The organism is Lignipirellula cremea (assembly GCF_056501455.1).
Window position 1 is genome coordinate 5,567,568 of sequence record NZ_CM151415.1, and the last position, 17,611, is coordinate 5,585,178.

Annotated in this window: 11 protein-coding genes; 1 reads left to right on the forward strand and 10 read right to left on the reverse strand. The window is 67.5% G+C overall.

Translation table 11 applies throughout. The features are described 5' to 3' along the window. Positions 1 to 294 precede the first annotated feature (294 nt). Together SH602x_RS21840 and SH602x_RS21845 are read right to left on the reverse strand one after the other, a co-directional pair. A complete protein-coding gene (locus SH602x_RS21840) occupies positions 295 to 657 on the reverse strand; it encodes a MazG nucleotide pyrophosphohydrolase domain-containing protein (protein WP_479474300.1) in 363 nt (120 codons plus the stop codon). Continuing rightward, positions 644 to 3,493 carry a tetratricopeptide repeat protein gene (locus SH602x_RS21845; protein ID WP_479474301.1) on the reverse strand — a complete coding sequence of 950 codons (2,850 nt, stop codon included), beginning with the start codon at positions 3,491 to 3,493 and terminating at the stop codon, positions 644 to 646. The genes SH602x_RS21840 and SH602x_RS21845 overlap by 14 nt, the downstream gene beginning before the upstream one ends. Positions 3,494 to 3,750: 257 nt before the next feature. On the opposite strand from SH602x_RS21845, the gene SH602x_RS21850 reads away from it, so the two are divergent. Then, positions 3,751 to 4,074: a Rieske (2Fe-2S) protein gene (locus SH602x_RS21850; RefSeq protein WP_479471008.1), complete on the forward strand. Its 324-nt coding sequence runs from the start codon at positions 3,751 to 3,753 to the stop codon at positions 4,072 to 4,074. Positions 4,075 to 4,170: 96 nt separating this feature from the next. On the opposite strand, the gene SH602x_RS21855 is transcribed toward SH602x_RS21850, so the two are convergent. The 8 genes from SH602x_RS21855 to SH602x_RS21890 all read right to left on the reverse strand — a co-directional run bounded on the left by SH602x_RS21855 (position 4,171) and on the right by SH602x_RS21890 (position 17,610). Next, positions 4,171 to 5,151 (reverse strand): DUF6263 family protein, encoded by a 981-nt coding sequence (locus tag SH602x_RS21855; RefSeq protein WP_479474302.1) that lies wholly within the window; start codon positions 5,149 to 5,151, stop codon positions 4,171 to 4,173. A 5-nt stretch (positions 5,152 to 5,156) separates the two neighbouring features. Continuing rightward, positions 5,157 to 5,864, reverse strand: a complete 708-nt coding sequence (locus SH602x_RS21860; RefSeq protein ID WP_479474303.1) for a metal-dependent hydrolase — start codon at positions 5,862 to 5,864, stop codon at positions 5,157 to 5,159. A 127-nt stretch (positions 5,865 to 5,991) separates the two neighbouring features. After that, positions 5,992 to 7,416: a glucose-6-phosphate isomerase gene (locus SH602x_RS21865; protein ID WP_479474304.1), complete on the reverse strand. Its 1,425-nt coding sequence runs from the start codon at positions 7,414 to 7,416 to the stop codon at positions 5,992 to 5,994. A 280-nt stretch (positions 7,417 to 7,696) separates the two neighbouring features. Beyond that, complete coding sequence (locus SH602x_RS21870) at positions 7,697 to 9,139, reverse strand: NPCBM/NEW2 domain-containing protein (protein ID WP_479474305.1); 1,443 nt, start codon at positions 9,137 to 9,139, stop codon at positions 7,697 to 7,699. After that, positions 9,136 to 10,191: a prenyltransferase/squalene oxidase repeat-containing protein gene (locus tag SH602x_RS21875; RefSeq protein WP_479474306.1), complete on the reverse strand. Its 1,056-nt coding sequence runs from the start codon at positions 10,189 to 10,191 to the stop codon at positions 9,136 to 9,138. Before SH602x_RS21875 ends, SH602x_RS21870 begins: the two co-directional genes overlap by 4 nt. Positions 10,192 to 10,358: 167 nt before the next feature. Beyond that, positions 10,359 to 11,243, reverse strand: coding sequence for a hypothetical protein (locus SH602x_RS21880; protein WP_479474307.1), 885 nt, complete (start codon positions 11,241 to 11,243; stop codon positions 10,359 to 10,361). Between the two features lie 118 nt (positions 11,244 to 11,361). Continuing rightward, positions 11,362 to 15,009, reverse strand: a complete 3,648-nt coding sequence (locus SH602x_RS21885) for a hypothetical protein (protein ID WP_479474308.1) — start codon at positions 15,007 to 15,009, stop codon at positions 11,362 to 11,364. 57 nt (positions 15,010 to 15,066) lie between these two features. Further along, positions 15,067 to 17,610, reverse strand: coding sequence for a hypothetical protein (locus SH602x_RS21890; protein ID WP_479474309.1), 2,544 nt, complete (start codon positions 17,608 to 17,610; stop codon positions 15,067 to 15,069). Position 17,611: the final 1 nt, after the last annotated feature.

The window sequence follows — 17,611 nt, forward strand, 5'->3', positions numbered from 1 at the left end:
CTGTCGACGTTCGCCTTCCTGGCGAACGTCGACCTCGCCAAGCTCAGAACAAGTTCTTCGCGGCTCGCGAAAACTCGGAGATTCCGAGTTTTCGTCGCGGCGTCCTGGCCGCGAGAAGCAGCCCGTCGAGAGGATCAACGGGCTGTTCACCAGGAAGTCCATGAACGGACGGATCGCGAGGGGGGGCCAGCGGCGCGTGCCGCAAAGGGTTCAGCATAACCCCCGCCCCCCGCTTTTTCAGCGGGGCGTCCGCCCTCCCCTGCCCTGCTGTTCCGTGAAGTACTGATGAAGGTCTTACGGCTTCTCCGACAGGTCGCAGACGCAGGCCATCTTGCCGCAGCCGGGGCAGCCGGTCCCGTACTTGCGATGGAGCGCCGCGGTCAGGTCGACGCCGGAGACGTTCGCGATCGTGGTCAGCCAGGCGATCACGTCGGCGAACTCTTCTTCGAGATTGTCCTTCGGCCCGACGCGAAGCGCGGTCGCCAGTTCGCCGACCTCCTCCATCAGCCACAGGAACGTCGCCTCGACGCCCCGTTCGACGTCCTTCTCGTGATACATGTCGCGGATCAGCTTCTGAAAATCGCGAAAGCTGATCTCAGGCGAAGCCTGGAAGCTGGTCTCGGGCGAACCGTCGCCGGCGTCGTCAGGGGAGTTCATCGTCGGGTGACGGACTTTCTTCTCGGGCAGGGGGAGCGGGCGCTCGTTCGAGTCGGCCCCGCAGTTCGTCGGCCAGGGTCTGGTCGCCCTCGCGCTGGGCCAGTTCGATCAGTCGGGGCAGAACGTCCGTCCGCTGCGGATCGAAGGCGAGCGCCGATTCGAGCGCCAGTCGCGCCCGGTCGATCTCCCCTCGCAGAAAGGCCCGCTCTCCGACATAGGCGTGAGCCGCCGCGTCGTCGATCCGGATCCGCAACAGGGCCTCGGCGGCGCTCTCGGCCTGGTCGGGACGCTCCGCCTTCAGACACGCCTGGAACAGGCTCTGGGCCAGAAGGGGATCATCATGCTCCTGCCGGGCGAGACGCGTCAAGACGCCGACCAGATCCTCCCAGGACTCCTGGCGCTCGAAGACCTTCGCTGCGCCGCGGAGCCAGCGTTCCTCGTCGGGCCGCTGTTCGATCGCCGCGCGATAGAGAGCGCCGACCTGATCGAGGTCGCCCGCCCGCAGGCCGACGGCGATCCGCAGCGTCGTGAGGCGGTCGTCCAGTTCCGGAAGCGCCTCCTGCGCCTCGCGGAGCAGGTTCTCCGCCTCGTCGAGCTTGCCCTCCGCGACCGCCGCGCGTGCCAGCGTTGCAGCGGCGACCGGATGGTTCGGAGCCTTCCGAATCGCGGCCTTCGCGAACGGAATCGCCCGGTCGAAGTCGCCTCGCAAGGCGTAGGCTTCCGAGAGGCCGGCCAGCGTCTCGACGTCCTGGGCATCCTTCTCGAACCGCCGCGCCAGTTCGACCAGCGTCGGCGGCGGCTCCTGCTTCAAAGCGCCGCTCTCGGCAAGCGCTTCCTCGATCGCCGACGCGTTTGCCGCTTCGAGTTCCTCGGGCGTCATCTCGAAGACTTCGTTCAACGCCTCGTCGAACGACTTTCCTGTCCGGATCTGAGCGAGGAGCGCGCGCAAACCTTCGACGCCGCGCAGCGCATGCAGCGTACGGACGTAGATTTCCGCCTGGCAGTAGGCGAGGGCCCAATCGTCCTGCGACTCGGGACGGATGAACCCGGCGTTGATCGATTCGAGATCGAAGAGCGTCCCCGCAGCGCGCCGCTGGGCCAGGACCGTGAGCCAGGTCTTCGGACGGGGCACGTCCTCCGTCCAGACGGCGAGCCCCTCGGTCAGCCAGTGGGGGACGTTGAACTCCGTCTGGTCCAGGTTCACGACATGCACGAATTCATGCTTCAGGACGCGGGCCCAGGGGTAAGGCTCTTCCAACGAGGCAGGCGAGACGATCGCGACGACGCGCCCCGCACAGGCGGCGACCGTGCCGACGTACGGCATCCCGGTCATTCGGGCGCTGAACCACTGATGGCCGGTGGAGCCGCGACCGTCGCTGAAGATTTCGATCAGCGTCTTTCGCGGCGGCTCGCTCCCCATTCGCTCGACCGCCTGCGGATACACCTCCTGTTCCAGCACGTAGGCCATGTTCTTCGCGAGCGCCTCGTCCCGGCCGCGATCGAACCGCAGGATGAAATGCTCCGTCTCGAGCGCGGCGTAGGTATCGAGTTGATCGAGGACTTCGAGCTGGTTCTTCGCCTGCACGTGGTACGGGTCGATCTCGAACGCCCGCTCCAGCGTTCGCCGGGCTTCGCGTTCCTCGCCCAGCCGCATCTGAATCAGACCGAGCCGCGCATAGAACTGGCCGGAGGCAGGGTTCCGCCGCAGCGCCTCGGCGTATGCCTCGCCCGCCTGCGGATACTTCCGTAGCCGATCGAAGGCGTCGCCCAGCGTCTCGTAGAACAGGCTTCCCTGCGGCGCCCGCTCGTTCGCGAACGCTTCGACGGCGGCAGAAGATTCGACCGGACCGTCGAGCGCGAATTCGCCTCGCGTGGCGTGAATCGCCTGCAGGCGACCGAGCGTGCGGGGGTCGTGCGGATCGACGGCGAGCGACGCCTGGAGCGCGGGAAGCGCATCGTCGAACCGGAACTGGGTCAGTTCGACGTCCGCCCGGAGGCGTGCGGTCTCCGCCGGAAACGGATCGGCGGCGGCGAGCTTCGCCAGCGTTCGCCGGGCGGCGGCAGGCCGGAAGCCGTCGATCTCCCGCCTCGCCTGCGAAAGCGTCAATTCGGGCTGGCGCGGAGCGATCGCGCGGGCGAGATCGAACTGTCGCTGGCCGTTCCCGTCGTCGAACTTGGCGAAGTAAAGCTCCGCCGCGTCGAACGCCGCCCACCAGGCGCTTTCGTCCTGCTCCAGAATCCGCGGATAGAACTCCTGCACAAGCCGCCGGAAACGCTCGGGCTCGCCGCGCAAGTTCGCCAGTCGCGACTCGGAAAGTCCCACGTACCGCAGATCGTCGGTCGGCCGCGGCGCCTCTTCATGCAGTTCGAGCGCCTGCTCGCACGCCCCGATCGCAGCCTCCGTCTCGCCCCGTTCGAGCGCCAGTTCGGAAAGAAGCCAGAAGCCGCGTGCCGTCGGAGCCTTCTCCGCGAGTTCGGTCAGCAGGTCGCGAGCCGCCTCGTCGCGACCGGAACCGAACGCGTCGTGCGCCCGTTCGAGGCTCAACTCGGGAGAGGCGAACTTCGCGTCGTCGAACGCTGCCTGCCTCTCGGCCAGGTGCTCTCGCTGGCCCGACATGCGAAGCGTCCGGACGATTCCGGGCGCCGCTTCTTGTGGGCGAGTCTCCAGCAGGCCTTCGTATGCCTCGAGCGCTTCTTCCCAGCGAGCGGTCCGTTCCAGGCGCCGTGCAACGTCGAGTTCGTCAGCCCGACCGGCGAAAGCAGGCAGAGCCAGCGTCGCCAGAAGCAGGGCACCGCTGACCGGGCCTCGAAATCGTCGGACGACGCTGAGCGACAAGGGAACGATCCTGCACGCGATCGAAGAGAGACGTCCGCCCCGTTTCGGCACGAGGCGCTAGACTACCTGCGTACTCACGTCGGTGCGGATCGCGTCGCGATACCACGGAGGGCTGACACCCTCCGCTCGCCAGGAACGAACGCTCGACGCGACGAACGCGATCTCCATTGAATCTACGCGAAGCTGGAACCGATCGCGAGAGAAGCCGGTTCGCGAAGGCGATCCGCCGCAAGCCGTAAGCCAGGGGCCCCGTCAGGATGGAAGAGTTCGTGACCGTCGCGAAAGTGGGCGACATCGCTGAGGGCGAAGGACAGGCCTATCCGGTCAACGGTCGGATGGTCGCGGTCTTTCGCGAGGGGGACGCTTACTTCGCGATCGACGACTTCTGCCCCCACATGGGCGCCTCGCTCGCGGGAGGATTCGTCCGCGACGGCGTCGTCGCCTGTCCCTGGCACGCCTGGCGGTTCTGCATCCGCGACGGCTCGTGGTGCGACAACCCGCGGATCAAGATCGACGCCTTCGAGGTTCGCGTCGAAGGGGACGCCATCCAGGTCAAGGCGCCGCCGAAGAAGACTGCCTAGCGATCGTGCCTGGCGAGCGGAGGGTGTCAGCCCCCCCGGGGGACGCCGCAGATCGATGCGAAACGTCTAAGCGAGTCAGTTCCCGTCCGCGACTCTTTACGGCGTCTGCGGGTCGACCTTCTTCGTCTCGACCGTCACGGCGCCGGACTGCTGGGTCGAAAGGAGGTACTCGCCCGAACGCTTCCCCAGGTTCAGCTTCGTCTGCGATCGCAGCGACCGGAGCGTTCCGCCGGCCAGGTCGAAGGTCGCGCTCCCCGTCCGCTCGAAACCGGTCACCGCGACGCCTGCGGTTTCAGGGGTTTCGCCGGGCGCAGCGCCCTGCCCTGCCCCGTCTCTCGCTGCATCGCCGGCTGGCGAAGTCTTCTCGACCGAAGATTCGAACGTCAGCGACGCGACATCGTCCTCGACGCCCGCGAGCGTCCATTCGGTCGTCATGCGATACGGAAGTTCGCCCAGCGGCGGATCCTCGTTCGTCCACGTCGCTCCCGCGTCGACCGCCTTCGCAGGCAGCGGCGTGGTCGAGGAGGCGAGCAGACGCTTCCAGCCCTCGGGCGTCGAAAGTTGCTGGGCGGACGGTCCCAGTTCCTCGTTCTCCGCCAGCTTGGTCCATTCCTCGGGAAGCTCCACCGCGAGCGGCTCGCCGGCGGGAGAGAGCGTCACGCGAATCGGCACGCCGAGCGCCTGCTGCAACGCTGCCGCCAGCGCCGCGAACTCCTGGGGCGGCTCTTCGGCGCTCGGAAGCTGAAGCTGCCGCAGAACGTTCCCCGGGGCGCGCACCGCGAGGGTGAGCGACTCGATTCGCTGTTCGGTCACCGCTCCGCCGTCGTCGGCGACGCTCGCGATCGTCCAGCTGATCCGCATCGAAAGGTCGTACTTCGTCTCGATCTGCCGCAGGGTCTGCCCCTGTCCGTCCTGGATCGTGACGCGGGATTCGAGGCCCTGCTTCCACTCGGTGACGAAGGCCTCCCCCTCTTCGAACTTCCAGCGCAGCTCGACCGGCTCCTGCGCGGTCGCGGGAAGCCCCAGCACGCTGAAGAACGACGCGACGATCGCGAGTCGAAAGGTGAACGAACTCATGCGGATCACGCGTTTCCGAAAATGTCGTCGAACGGAACGGCCTGGCCCGGCACGAACAGATGGGGCTTCGCGGCGGTCTTCTCGCGCACGTCCCGCGCCCACTTCTCGGCGTCCTGCTCGATCGGCGGCCAGGTATTGAAATGGGTCGGAGCGGCGTGCGTCGGCGTCAGTTCCAGAATGGCCAGAATCGAGTCTTCCGGCCCCATCGTGTAGAGATCGCCGATCGGCAGTACGGCCAGGTCGATATCTAGGCGACCGTACAGTTCCATGTCGCTGAAGAAGGCCGTGTCGCAGGCGAAGTAAATCAGGCGATCCTCGATCGTCAGCAGGAAGCCGCCCGGGTTGCCGGCGTACGATCCGTCCGGCATGCTCGACGAATGGACCGCGTGCACGTACTTTACACGACCGAACGGCAGGCTGACGGAGCCCCCCGTGTTCATCGCCACCGCGGCATCGAGGCCGTGATGCTTGCCGTACCACTGGCAGATTTCGAAGTTCGACACGATCGTCGCGCCGGTCCGCTTCGCGATGCGTGCGACGTCGGCGGTGTGATCCTCATGCCCGTGCGAGACCAGGATCCAGTCGGCTTCGACGTCATCCGCCTTGACCGGGCACGAAGGGTTCGCGTCGAAGAACGGATCGAGCAGAACCTTCCCCTCAGGCAGGTCGAGGCTCCACGTTGCGTGACCGTACCAGGTGAGGGAGCCTTGCATGTCGCTTTCGCTCTTATAGATCTGAGCGGGGGACGAAAGTCCCCCGAGGGTTCGACGCTCAATCGGGTGGTTCGATCCGGACCCGGGGGGTTTACACCCCCCGCTCGGAGAAGCTGAAGCTTCTCGACTACTTCCGCCCCAGCGCCGCGTTCATCTGCTTCTTGTACGCTTCGACGCCGGGCTGACCGTAAGGATTGATGCCGACCAAGCGCCCTTCCAGAACGGTCGCGAGCATCATCATCTGGAAGAACTGGCCCAGCGACGCTTCGTCCGCCTTGGGGAGGCGAATGTCCGCGGTCGGGCGTCCGTCCAGGCGGTAGGCTTCGTTCGTTCCCTGGATCGCCGCACGCATCACCTCGGGCAGCGTCTTGTCGGCCAGGTCGTTCAGACCGTCCTGGTTCCGATCGCTCTTGCCGACCGGAAGCGCGTCCCACTTCCAGTTATCCAGGATGACGTTGGTGAAGAGCTTGTCCCGCTTCCCTTCCTGATGCTGCTGGGCGCGGGAATGCAGGTCGCGAGTGTTGACCACCGTGAGGGGCAGCGCGCCCTGCTCGTGCTTGCCCAGACTCTCGGCCAGGAGTTGGTCGTACCAGAGCCCGGTCGATTCGAGCGACTTCGACCAGACGGAAAGAACGCGGGTGTTCGCCCCGCGGAGAACCTCCATCTGCCGGCAGACGGCGACGTAGTCGAGGACCGGGTTCTCCCCCGGCGCCGCGGTCGCGAAGCGGTCGTTCATCTGCACGGCGCCTTCCAGCAGCCGCAGCACGTCCAGGCCGAGAATCGCCGCGGGGAGCAGGCCGACCGCCGACAGGATCGAGAAGCGACCGCCGACGCTATCCGGTACTTCGAAGACTTCCGGGCAGCCGATCGCCTTGGACAGGTCGAACAGTTTGCCGGACGTACCGGTCACCGGCACGACCCGCCGGGCGAGCTTCTCCTTGTCGCCGCCGAGCGACTGTTCCAGCGCCCTCAAGTACTGCCGGAAGGCGATCGCCGTTTCGAGCGTGCCGCCCGACTTGCTGATCACGGCCAGGCCCCAGGCGCCTTCGACCGAGTCCTTGGGACCGCTGGCCAGCAGATCGAGCAGGGCCGCCGACGAATCGTTGTCGACGTTGTTCCCTTCGAAGTAGAGCCGGGGACGCATGCCGCGATGGGCCCGCGAGCGTTCGTTCCAGTAGGGATCGCAGCAGGCTTCCATCAGCGCCTTGGCGCCCATGTACGACCCGCCGATCCCGAGCAGCACGACCCGGTCGACCTCCTCGCGAAGCTGCGCGGCGACGCGGAGGATACGCCCCAGCTCGCTCTTGTCGCGATCCTTGCGGTAGGCCTCCAGCATCCGCTCGGGCAGCCGATGAAATCCGGCGTCGAGGGGCTGCTTCGCGGAGGGAACGTCGCCGCCCGAATTCCACAGCGACAGATCGCTCTCCAGCATCTCCTTCCGCGCGGCGAGCAGCGGATCGCGAACGGCGTCCAGATCCGACTGGGCCAGGCCGCGCTGGGGCAGAAAGACGCCGGAAGGATCGTAAACGAGACCCGGAGAGGACTTCGACATGGGGCAGTTTCGACGACGAAAGACGGGGGAGGCGCACGCTGCGAGCGAAGCGTCCAAGTTTACGCCTTTCGCCCGGTCGTCTAAAGCAGGGGCCGCAGAGAGGCCGCGCTGACCTCCCCATGAGCGCTTTGAGCGAGTTGCACCCGTATTACGACTCTTTCGTGTGCCATGGCTGGCTTGTCCAGCCGTGCCGAAGGGAGAACTCGTATGCACGGCTGGACAAGCCAGAAATGGCACACGGCGACCGCTTCGCCCAGCGAGCGACGAAAGGAGCCCCGTATTACGGCACGAGACGCGCGTCGAGCCACGCGGCGCGGTCGAGCACGTCGGCGCCGTCGGCCTCTTCGACGACCAGCATCAGCGCCTGAGCGCCCGTCACGTCGAAGTTCAGGCGAAACGGCGCGTCGCCTCCGCGTACGACCGGCGTCTCGACCGTCCGGGACCAGGCGCCCTCCTTCAGCAGGTACAGGGCGCCGACCACCGAGCCGCGATGCGATCCCTCGACTGAATCGGTCGTATCCTCGACCGCCAGTTCGGCGTCGAAACGGCGATAGGCCCGATCGAAGGCGAACACGACGCGGGATCGGGCGTGCATGCCGATGCCCGTCGCGACATAGCCGCCCCCCGCACGAAGGCGTCCCCCCATCGAGGAAACGTCGACGCCGAGAGGAAGCGACCTCCCCGTCAGCGGCGTGTGGCGATAGGCCTGCCCCTCCAGGCGAGAGAGGGGCCGCGCGTGCGGCCCGACCGATTCGATCAGAACCAGATCCTCGCGAACCCCATCCAGTTCCAGCGTCAGTTCCAGGCCGCAGGCGAGAGCGACGCGGACGGTCTCCTCGCCCGGCGTCCGGCGAACGACGCGCAGTAGGGTTCCGTCGCGAAAGCCCCACCACGCGAAGGCGGCAGCGTCGTCCGCGACGGTTGCCCGGGCGGCCGGCGCGATGAAGAGCGCCCTCACTCGCTCTCGCGAATACTCCAGCGGTCGCTCCGCCGAGGCCGTCTCGATGAAGAAACGATCGAGCCGCGTACCGAAGGGAACCGGTCCCGACGGGCGTGCATCGTTCGAAAGCCCGGGCGACCAGACGCCGACCGCCGTCGGTCCGTCGGTCAGTTCCAGGGCGTCGTCCGAGCCGTCGTACTTCGCGATCCGATCAAGCAGCGCGTCGCGCGCCGCCGGATCGTAGGGGGGACGCAGCACGATCCCGCGAATCAGCCCCAGCGGCAGCGACAACTCTCCGTAGAGCGGCGAGTCGAGAAGCAGCGCCTCGGTTCCGAGCGACACGAGTTCGCCGGCCAGAATCGAGCCGTCGACCAAGGACACGAGCGGAAGCCTGGGACGGTCGACGCCGAGCCCGAACCGGATCAGTTCGTCGTCGCGAACGGTCCGCTCCTCGACCCCCTCGGCGTTCGCGTCGGGAAAGATCGCCTCGGCGACGCCCGGCCCGGTCAGGAAGCGGTAGCCTTCGGCGTCGATCCCGTGCAGACGAGCCGGCGCCGGATCGCCGCCGTCGGTCGTACGCAGGAGGAAGTTCGGAGCGGGCGAGATTTCTTGAGCGAAGCCTGGCGTCGAGAGCGCGCAGGCTGCGAGGAAGACCAGCGACAGAAGGCGACCCGAGCGGGGAAGCAGGGCCGCTTTCCTCTTGTCGACTTCGTCGACCCCGACAGCAGAGCTATCGGGGCCACCCGAGGAAGAGAGTCTGGTCCGAAACCGCGACGACCTCATCGCTGAAAGATCGGCAGGTAATTGTTCGGCATCTGCAGGATGATGCAGGCCATCGCCGTTCCGTATTCGGGGCCCGTGTCGTCCCGCCAGCGTCCGTCCTCGGACTGGGCCGCGAGCAGCAGATCGCGAACGGGCGGATACCACTCCTGCCAGTACTCGCCCCCCGCTGTCCACATCGCCTGGGCGGCGTAGTAGTGACCGTAATAGAAGTACATCTCGTCGGGTCGGGCGCCAGGTTGCGGCTGGTACTGCTTCATGAAGGAGAGGCCCTTGCGAACCTCATCCCCTTCGTAGACGCCCGCGCTGTAGAGCGCGACGACGCCCGCGGCGCTGCGAGGAAAGGCGCTGGGGCCTGTCTCGGCCGTGTAAGCGAAGCCGCCGTCGACGTTCTGGCAGCGCTTGACGTAATCGACGCACCGGTCGACCGTCTCGATCGGCACGTGGATGCCGGCGTTCCGCGCGGCGCGCAACGCCATGATCTGGCAGATCGTGACGCTGATGTCGGCGTCGTCCGGACGCGGCTGATAACGCCAGCCCCCCTCGTCGTTCTGGCTCTCGACGATCAGTTCGACCGCTCGCGACAGCTTGTCGCGAACTTCCGAATCCTGGGTCATGCCGTAAGCTTCGGCCAGGAACAGCGTCGCGAAGCCGTGCCCGTACATCGGACCATGTCCCGCGGAGGGAGGGTCGATGATGTAGCCGTTGTCGCGACTGCGCGACAGGAGATAGCGCAGCGCCTCGGAGCAGGCCACGCCGAAGCGTCCGCGCCCCGGAACGTGCCCCCCCGCGAGGAACGACATTCCGCAGAGCCCGACGACGCCGACGTTCCGCGACATCGGTCCGCTGCCGAACGAGCCGTCCTCGTTGATCCTCGACGCCAGATAGGCGAGGCCCCGATCGACCGCGGCCCGCGTTTCCGGGGTGACCAGATCGGCGGGAAACTCGTCGCCGCGCGGCGCGATCTGACCCCAGGCGCTTCGCTGCGCGGTCCACGCGAGCGCGCCGCCGGCCAGGCATACGCCGCTCAGGAACGATCGACGAGTCGCGTGCATCCTTACCGCTCTTTCCTAACAGCCCGTCGATTTGTCGACGGGCTGGGTCCGCCGCACGGATGCGGCGTCAAAACAGCGGTATCTCCGCTGTTTTGCGAGGCATGAGAAACTTGTTTCGAACTTGCCGAGCGTGATTTTCGCCACGACGGCGAAAATCGACCTTACTGCTAACGAGCTTCGCCCGAATCTTCCGCCAGCCGACGATAGTAGGCTTCGATCATCGGTTCGTACTGCGGCAGCGTCCTTTCGGTCAGGCCCTGCTTCAGGCGCTGCTGCACCTGCGGCGGAAGCTGACCCCAGAGTTCGTCGAAGTCGGCCGCCGACCGGCGGAGGACCTCTTCCAGTCGCGTCGGATCGAGTCGATCTTCGCTATCGGTCGCGCCGGGCGCGGAGGAAGCCTGCGGGTCGGTCGCGTCGCCCGGATTCGAGGGCGAATCGGATTCCCCGTCCGGCGTCTCGTTCGGGTCGCCAGGTTCCTTGCCCTGTTCGTCCGGCGAACCGGGTTTCGGATCTGACTTCCCTTCGCCGGGCTTCGAGCCCGAGGAAGAAGAACCGGGCGAGTCCTTCTGACCGCCGCTGCACTGGCTGCACTTCTTTTCCTGCTGCTCCAGCATCGCGCGCAACTGCGTGACGATGTCTTCCTGAATCTGCTGCGTCGCCTGCGAGCTGTCCTTGCCGACGAAGCGCTCTTCGACCGACCGCATCATCGATCCGATGCGCTCGGTCGGCGATTCGCCGGCGGAACCGAGATCCTCGCCCTCCGGTTGCAGTAGCCCGCGGAGTTCCTCGACGGACGGCGCATCGACATCGGGCGCACCGCCGGCAGGCGCCGGCGCCGGTTCGCTCTTCGCAGGCGGGGGCGGAAGCTTCAGATCGCCCAGGCCTTCGAGTAAATCGGCTTCCAGCGCTGCATCGAAGTCGCCGTCCGAGGGAACCGGATCGGCGGACCAGGCAGCGGAGGCGACCGCGAGAGCGCCCAGCGTCAGTCCGGCCGAGAGCGCTCGACGAACGACGCGTCCTAAGATCGGCATAAATTCAGACCGCCATTCCATCGGGCGACTCGCATTCGAGCGGCTAATTCCGCGACGCTCTATTATTGGACTCTCGCAGCCGGTCGTCTTCAACAGGATTTCACAATTGCTCGGGTCGACGACAGCTTCTTGAGGAAGTTTACGGCTGCGGAGCGGGAAGTTCGGGCAGATTCTCCAGCGCTTCGTCGATGTCGAGCGGGTCGACCGGAGGCGCTTCCTCGGCAGCGCTGGCCTGCGAATATTCCTCCAGCAGCCGGGCCAGGCTCCCCTGCTCTTCCGCCAGGGAGCGATACTCTTCGGCGATCTCCGGCGCGACAGTTTCGCCCTCGGGCCTGCTCTGTTCCAGTTCGCGAGTCCGGCGCAGGATTTCTTCCTGCATCAGCGCGAGAAGCCGAATCTCCGCCAGCCGGTTCAGTTCTTCTTCGCGATTCCCCGGCGGGGGCTGCGGGGCGCCTTCGTCGCCGCCCTCTTGAGGCGGCTCGGGTTCCTGCGGCTGCTGAGCCGCCTGTTCGCGCGCATCGAGCGCCGCGAGCGCCTGCACCAGACGTTCCAGCGCCCGGTTCTTGGCGTCGATCGCGTCGGGTTGAAGACGTCGTCGACGGGCAAGCGCCGCGGCCCGCTGCATCTGATCGTGAGCGCCCGACAGCGCCAGTCGGAAGGCCTTGAACGATTCGACCTCTTCCGCGAAGGCGGAAGTCTCTTCGGCAAGACCTTCCTGCTCGTCGGCCATCGCGCGGACGGAGGCGAGTTGGCCGGCGGTCCAGCCCGTCGCGGCGCTGCCGAGTTCGGCCAGTCGCACGGCTTCGTCCCGCAGGCGTTCCTGACGCTCCTTCAGACCCTCGAAGAAGTCGCGCATCCGCGCCATCAGTTCGTCGGCCAGACGTTGTTCGGCCTGAGCAGCGGCCGATTCGGCGGCCGCCGCGGCCGCGTCCAGTTTCTCGGCGGCTTCCTCACGAGCCGCGGCGTCGGCGGCAGCGTCGCCCTGCTCTTTCGCGTCGGCGGCTTCGCCCTGCGACGCCTTCGCTTCGCGGGCCTGCTCCGACGCTTCGCGGGCGCCGAGGCGTTCGAGCTTGCGCCGCAGCTCGTCGGTCGCCTGGCGATCCGCGGCGCGCTCGGCATCCGTGGCGGCGTCGTCGCGCTCGCTCGCCGCGATTCGACGCGCTTCCTCCGCCGCGTCGCGAAGCTCGTTCGCCTGACGATCAAGACGCTGTTCGCGACGGCGGTTCAGTTCGCCGGCGATCTCGTCGAGCGCTTCCTGGATCGGGGACTGTCGCTCGCCCGCGCCTGCCCAGTCGCTGGTCTCCAGTTGGCGAGCGGCCTCCTGCATCCAGCCTGCCGCGCCCCGTTCATGGGCGATGTCGGCAGCGTTCTGCAGCGTATCGGCGGCCATGCCGTCGCTCTGCCGGATCGATTCCGCGGCAGCTTCCATCTCTTCGATCGCCTTGCCGAGTCGCCGCGCGACCTCCCGCTGCCTGGCCGCAAGCTGCACGGCGAGCGCCCGATCCTGCGCATTCAGATCGTCCCCCTGTCGTCGCTTTTCGACGATCGGTTCGATGGCGCGGGCGATCCCTTCCTGTTCGCGGACGAGCCCGGCGATCTCGTCGCGGAAGCGACGGTAGCTGTCCCACTCCGACAGTTCGCCGATCAGCCGTTCCAGTTCGACGATCGCCGCGTCCTGAGCCGTCGACGTACTCGCGAGCAGCCCCCGAAACTCGGGCGGAGCAGGCAGTTCCTCTCTCCGCACGGCGGCGAGCGAATCGCGAAGGCCCGCTTCCGCTGCGGCGAACGCGTTCGCACGCAGGGCCTCCAGCGTCACGCGCGTCTTCTCCAGCGACTCCACGGAGTCTGGCAGGTCGAGACCGTTGTCGCGAATCGAAGCGAGCGTCGCGTCGATCGCGGCGAGGGCGCTTTCTTCGTCGCGGAACAAACGTCCGCCCGCGTTACGCTGGTTCGACTCGGCCCGCTGCAAGCGATCGGCGGCGCCCGGTTCGATGGATCCGATCGTCTCGACCGACAGATCGACCTCGCGGACTTCCTGCGTCGAATCGCGCAGCAGCCGGAGCGCTTCGCGCAGCAGCGAGAGCAGCCGGGACTCCCGTTCGGCGATGCGCGTCGCCATCCGTTCCGGCGCGAAGATCGGCAGACGGAAGGTCGCGCTTTCGCCGACGTTCCCGGCCAGATCCGTCGCGATCAGCTTCGCCTCCCACGACGTGCCGGCGACGATTCGCGAATCGTTCAGCACGAGCGCGCGTTCGAACGTCAGCGACTGCGATTCCGAAGCCCCTTCCGGCGAAGCCTCCGCTTCCGCGAGCGTCCACTCGGGCGGCAGATCGAGTCGCACGTCGGGCTGCCCTTCCTGCGTGATCTGCCAGACGATCTCCGACAGGCCGACGTCATCCGTCACCGTCGCGACGTAGGGCAGCGTCGCCCTGGGCGCGACCGGTTCGCCCGAACGAAGTCCCGCGACGACGACGCGGGGAGCGGCGTCCTGCACCAGTTCGATGCGATAACGCGCGGGCTCGCCGCCATGCTCGGCGTCCCATGACAGGATCGCGCCGTCGCCTTCTTCGAAGAAGTACTCGCCCGACGTCGCGGGCTTCCAGACCGTCCCCTTCGGGAGCGTCCAGAGATCGCGCTCTTCGTCATGAGCCAGATCGAAGCGAAGTTCGCCGGCGCCTGCCTCTCTCGCTCCGGCTGGAACGAAGACGAGCCTCGCAACCTGCGGCTCGGGGTCGAGACGAAGTTCCACGTCGATCGTCGATCCGACGAGCGTGCGTACGAAGCCCGGCACGCGGGCGACGTTCTCGCCCCACGACGATCGCAGATAACCGGGCGGCGTAACGAGCGCCTCCAGACCGACGACCTTTGCGGGATCGACGATCGCGACGGATCGCCAGGGCATCGTGTCGTCGTCGCCGCCGAACGCGCGGTAGGAGAAGGGCGCTTCGACGCCCGAACGCTCGAAGCGGAAGCGGTCCTTACGGTTGGTCAGTTCGAACGTCTGAGCGCCGGACGCTCCTTCCGACCGCAGTTCGAGCGTCACCTTCTCGGGCGGCGCCCCCTCCGCGTCGCGGACCTCGATCGCGAAGCGTCCGCCGCGGACGAGCGAACGGACGTCGGGCTCCACGACCAACCGATCCCGGCGGGGCCATTCGACCGCCGTCCACGGCGCGATCAAGCGGGCCGACGCCAGCCGCAACGGCGAAGCCGGAATCGCCAGGCCGACGATCAGCAGCGCCAGCGCGGCGAGGGCGAACGCTGCGGCGATCGCGGTTGGCCTCGCTGAAAGCGTCGAGCGCAGATCGAGCGGCTCGACGCGACTCCACGTTTCGTTGATCATCTGCCGGCGCAGCGTGGCCGAACCCAGGGCGTCCGCGAACTGCCGGTCTTCGAGGAACTCGATCGCGTCGGTCAACCGATCGCGCAGCGACGGGAAGCGCCGCTCGACTTCCAGCGCCGTCCCCTCCAGCGTCAGCGGTCGACGCAGCGTCGGCAGGGCCCAGCGCCGGAAAGCCAGCGCCACGCAGGCGATCCAGACAGCCAGCGCGAGCCAGCGCCAGACCGGCTGCGACGTTCGGACGGTCGCGTCCAGACAGGCGAGCAGGATCCACCCGGCGATCGCCAGCGCGATCACCCGCGCAAGCCCCCACGCGAACCGCAGGCGATTCGCCCGTCGGCGAACGTCATCCAGTCGCGTATGGAGGGGATGGGACACAGGTAAACTCGCGCTCCAGGTTTCGTCGCTCTGAGCGGGGGACGAAAGTCCCCCGGGGCTTCGACACGTCAATTCAGCGCCGACTCGGGGGACTTTCGTCCCCCACTCAGAAAGTCGGAACGTCTTCGGTTATAGCATTCCCGCGCGGCGTCTCAGAATCCACTCCAGCGTCAGGACGGAGATGAAGACGCACGCGGCGATCCAATGGTTCCAGAACGGAACGGGACGCGAGGCGTCGACCCGCACCGCCCGACCCGTCGGCAGATCTTCCAGCGCCTGGGCGAAGTCGGGCTCGCGATAGACGCTTCCGCCCGAGCGGCTCGCCGCGGCGCGCATGCCGGAAAGATCGGTCCGCGTGCGAGCCAGTTCCCCGGGCGGCGGAGCGACGGCGAACGTCGTCGAGGGAGGCGCGGCGCCTGTGGCGGGCGTCACCAGCAACGCTCGATAAGATCCTTCGGGCAGTCCTTCCACGGCGCCGGAAAACTCTCCCCGCGCCGCGCCCGGGCGAGAAAGTCGCAGCGTTCTTCTGGCGCCGTCGGCTCCCGTCACGACGAGCGACACTCCGTCGTCGTCCGCGGGCGCCTGGCGTTCGTCGAAGAACCGGACGCGCAGATTGACCGCTTCGCCGAAGCGATACTCGCGGCGGTCGGACGCGACCTCGATCTTCGCCTCCGACCCGAGCAGCTTCGCCCGCGCGAGATCGCGCACGGCCCGGGTCCAGAACAGGCGGAAGGCTTCGGCCCCGCCGCCGCGGCGCCAGATCCAGGTCTCGTCGGTGCCGACGAAGAGCGTCTTGCCGGCGCCGAAGTACTGCATCGCGACGACCGGGATCGGATCGGTCGACGAATCGACCGGCGTCAGTTCAGCAAGCGACCTGGCGCCCGGACGAAGCGATCGGACGGGCACGTACCATCGCAGTCCGGATAGATCGCCCCACTGCGCCAGCGACTCGCCCGGCGTCGGGGCGAGTTGAAACTCCGCCGTCGTCAGCCCCAGCCGCGTCGGCGTGACCTTTCGCTCGGCGACGAGATCGCCCGCCGGCAAAGGCGTCACGCCGGCGGGATCGAAGGGAAGCAGGGGTTCGATCGGCGATTGCCGGTAATCCCACGGCAGGTTGCGCGGACCCGCGGCGAAGATCAGGCCGCCGCCCCGTTCCTCGACGAACTGCCGCAGGTTCTCCATCCAGGGTCGCCCCAGATAGCCAGGCGGAACGTCGCCCAGGATCACGACGTCGTAGGCGAAGAGTTCGTCCCTCGTCGCCGGCAGCGAGGAAAGCGCCTCTTCGTCGACGCGCGTGTATCCGAGATCGGCCTCCTGCAGCACGACGTTCAGGTCGAACGTCTTCGCGTCCTCCGCGCCCGGCTTTCGTTGCCGGGAGAGAGCGTCCTTGAGGTGGCGAAACTCCCAACTGGGATAGCCCTGGACGTACAGCACGCGGATCGTCTCGTCGCGCACCTGCACCGCCACGACGCGGGAGGACTCCGCGTCCGCATCGTCTTCGGACGCCCCTTCCGCAGCAGGCGCTTCGGCGGCGACGACTTCCACCTCGAAATCGAAATCTCCAGCCTCGGGCGGTTCGTATTCCAGCGTCGCGGAGCCCTCCCCCGAAGCGCCAGTCGATTCGAGCGCGGCCTCGGCCAGCGTTTCGGTCTCGCCCTTCTTTCGCAGCGCGACGCGTGCGCCGGCGTCGCCGACGAGTCCCTGCACGCGGACCTCGAACGTGACGCGATCGCCGACGAAGACGACCGGGTCGGCGACGAGATCGACGATCCGCAGCCGTTCGTTCGCCTCGTCGTCGCCGAGCGCCCAGAAGAAGAGCGGAACGTTGCGTGCCCTCGCCGTCTCGCCCGCCTCTTCCCATTCGCGCCCGCGCGTCACCACGCCGTCGGTCGCCAGCAGGATGGCCGCCGTCGAACGACCCCGCTGCGTTTCGAGCAGTTCGCGAACGGCGTCGGCCAGGGCGCTCGATGCGTCGCGCGGTTCCAGCCCGGCAAGAGCTGCTTCGACGCCCCCTTCCGCTTCCGGATCGACGGGCCGCACCGTCTGACCGATGAGATAGACCCGCAGGCGATAACGCTCCGCCAGTTCTTGCAGGGGCCTCTCCTTCGAGTCGGCGAGAAACGTCAGCGCCGTCGTCAGGCGATCGGCCTCCTCCTCGGGCGCGACGCCCCAGCGCTGGGCGAGCGTCGAGGCCAGCTTCGCCGCACGCTCGACGTCGCGAGTCCCCATGCTTTCCGAGACGTCGATCGCGACCAGAACCTCCGGCAGGTCCGTGCGGAAGGTCTGCGAACTCCAGCCGTACCACATCCAGAGGAGCGTCGCGATCGCCGCCAGACGGAGCGCCATCAATGGCATCCGCGCGGCGAGCGGCCACGTGCCGCGTTCGCGCCAGTAGAGCCAGAAGACTCCGACGACCGCAAGGATCGAGATCCCGAAGACCAGCCAGTCCGCCGGCTGGAACGTCGGAACCCACTCGGTCTCGATCCCCTCGCCCGGCAGCGTCGTCAACTCCTCCGCCGGAATCTCGAGCGCGGTCTCGGCCGTTCGCATGTCGACCGCCAGAGTCTCGCTCTCTGGCGACTCCGCTTGCGGCGACTCCGGACCCTGGGCCCGCGCCGCGGTCGCGGCGAGCAGGAGCGTCAGAGCGAAGAGAACGACTCGAAGGGAAGACACG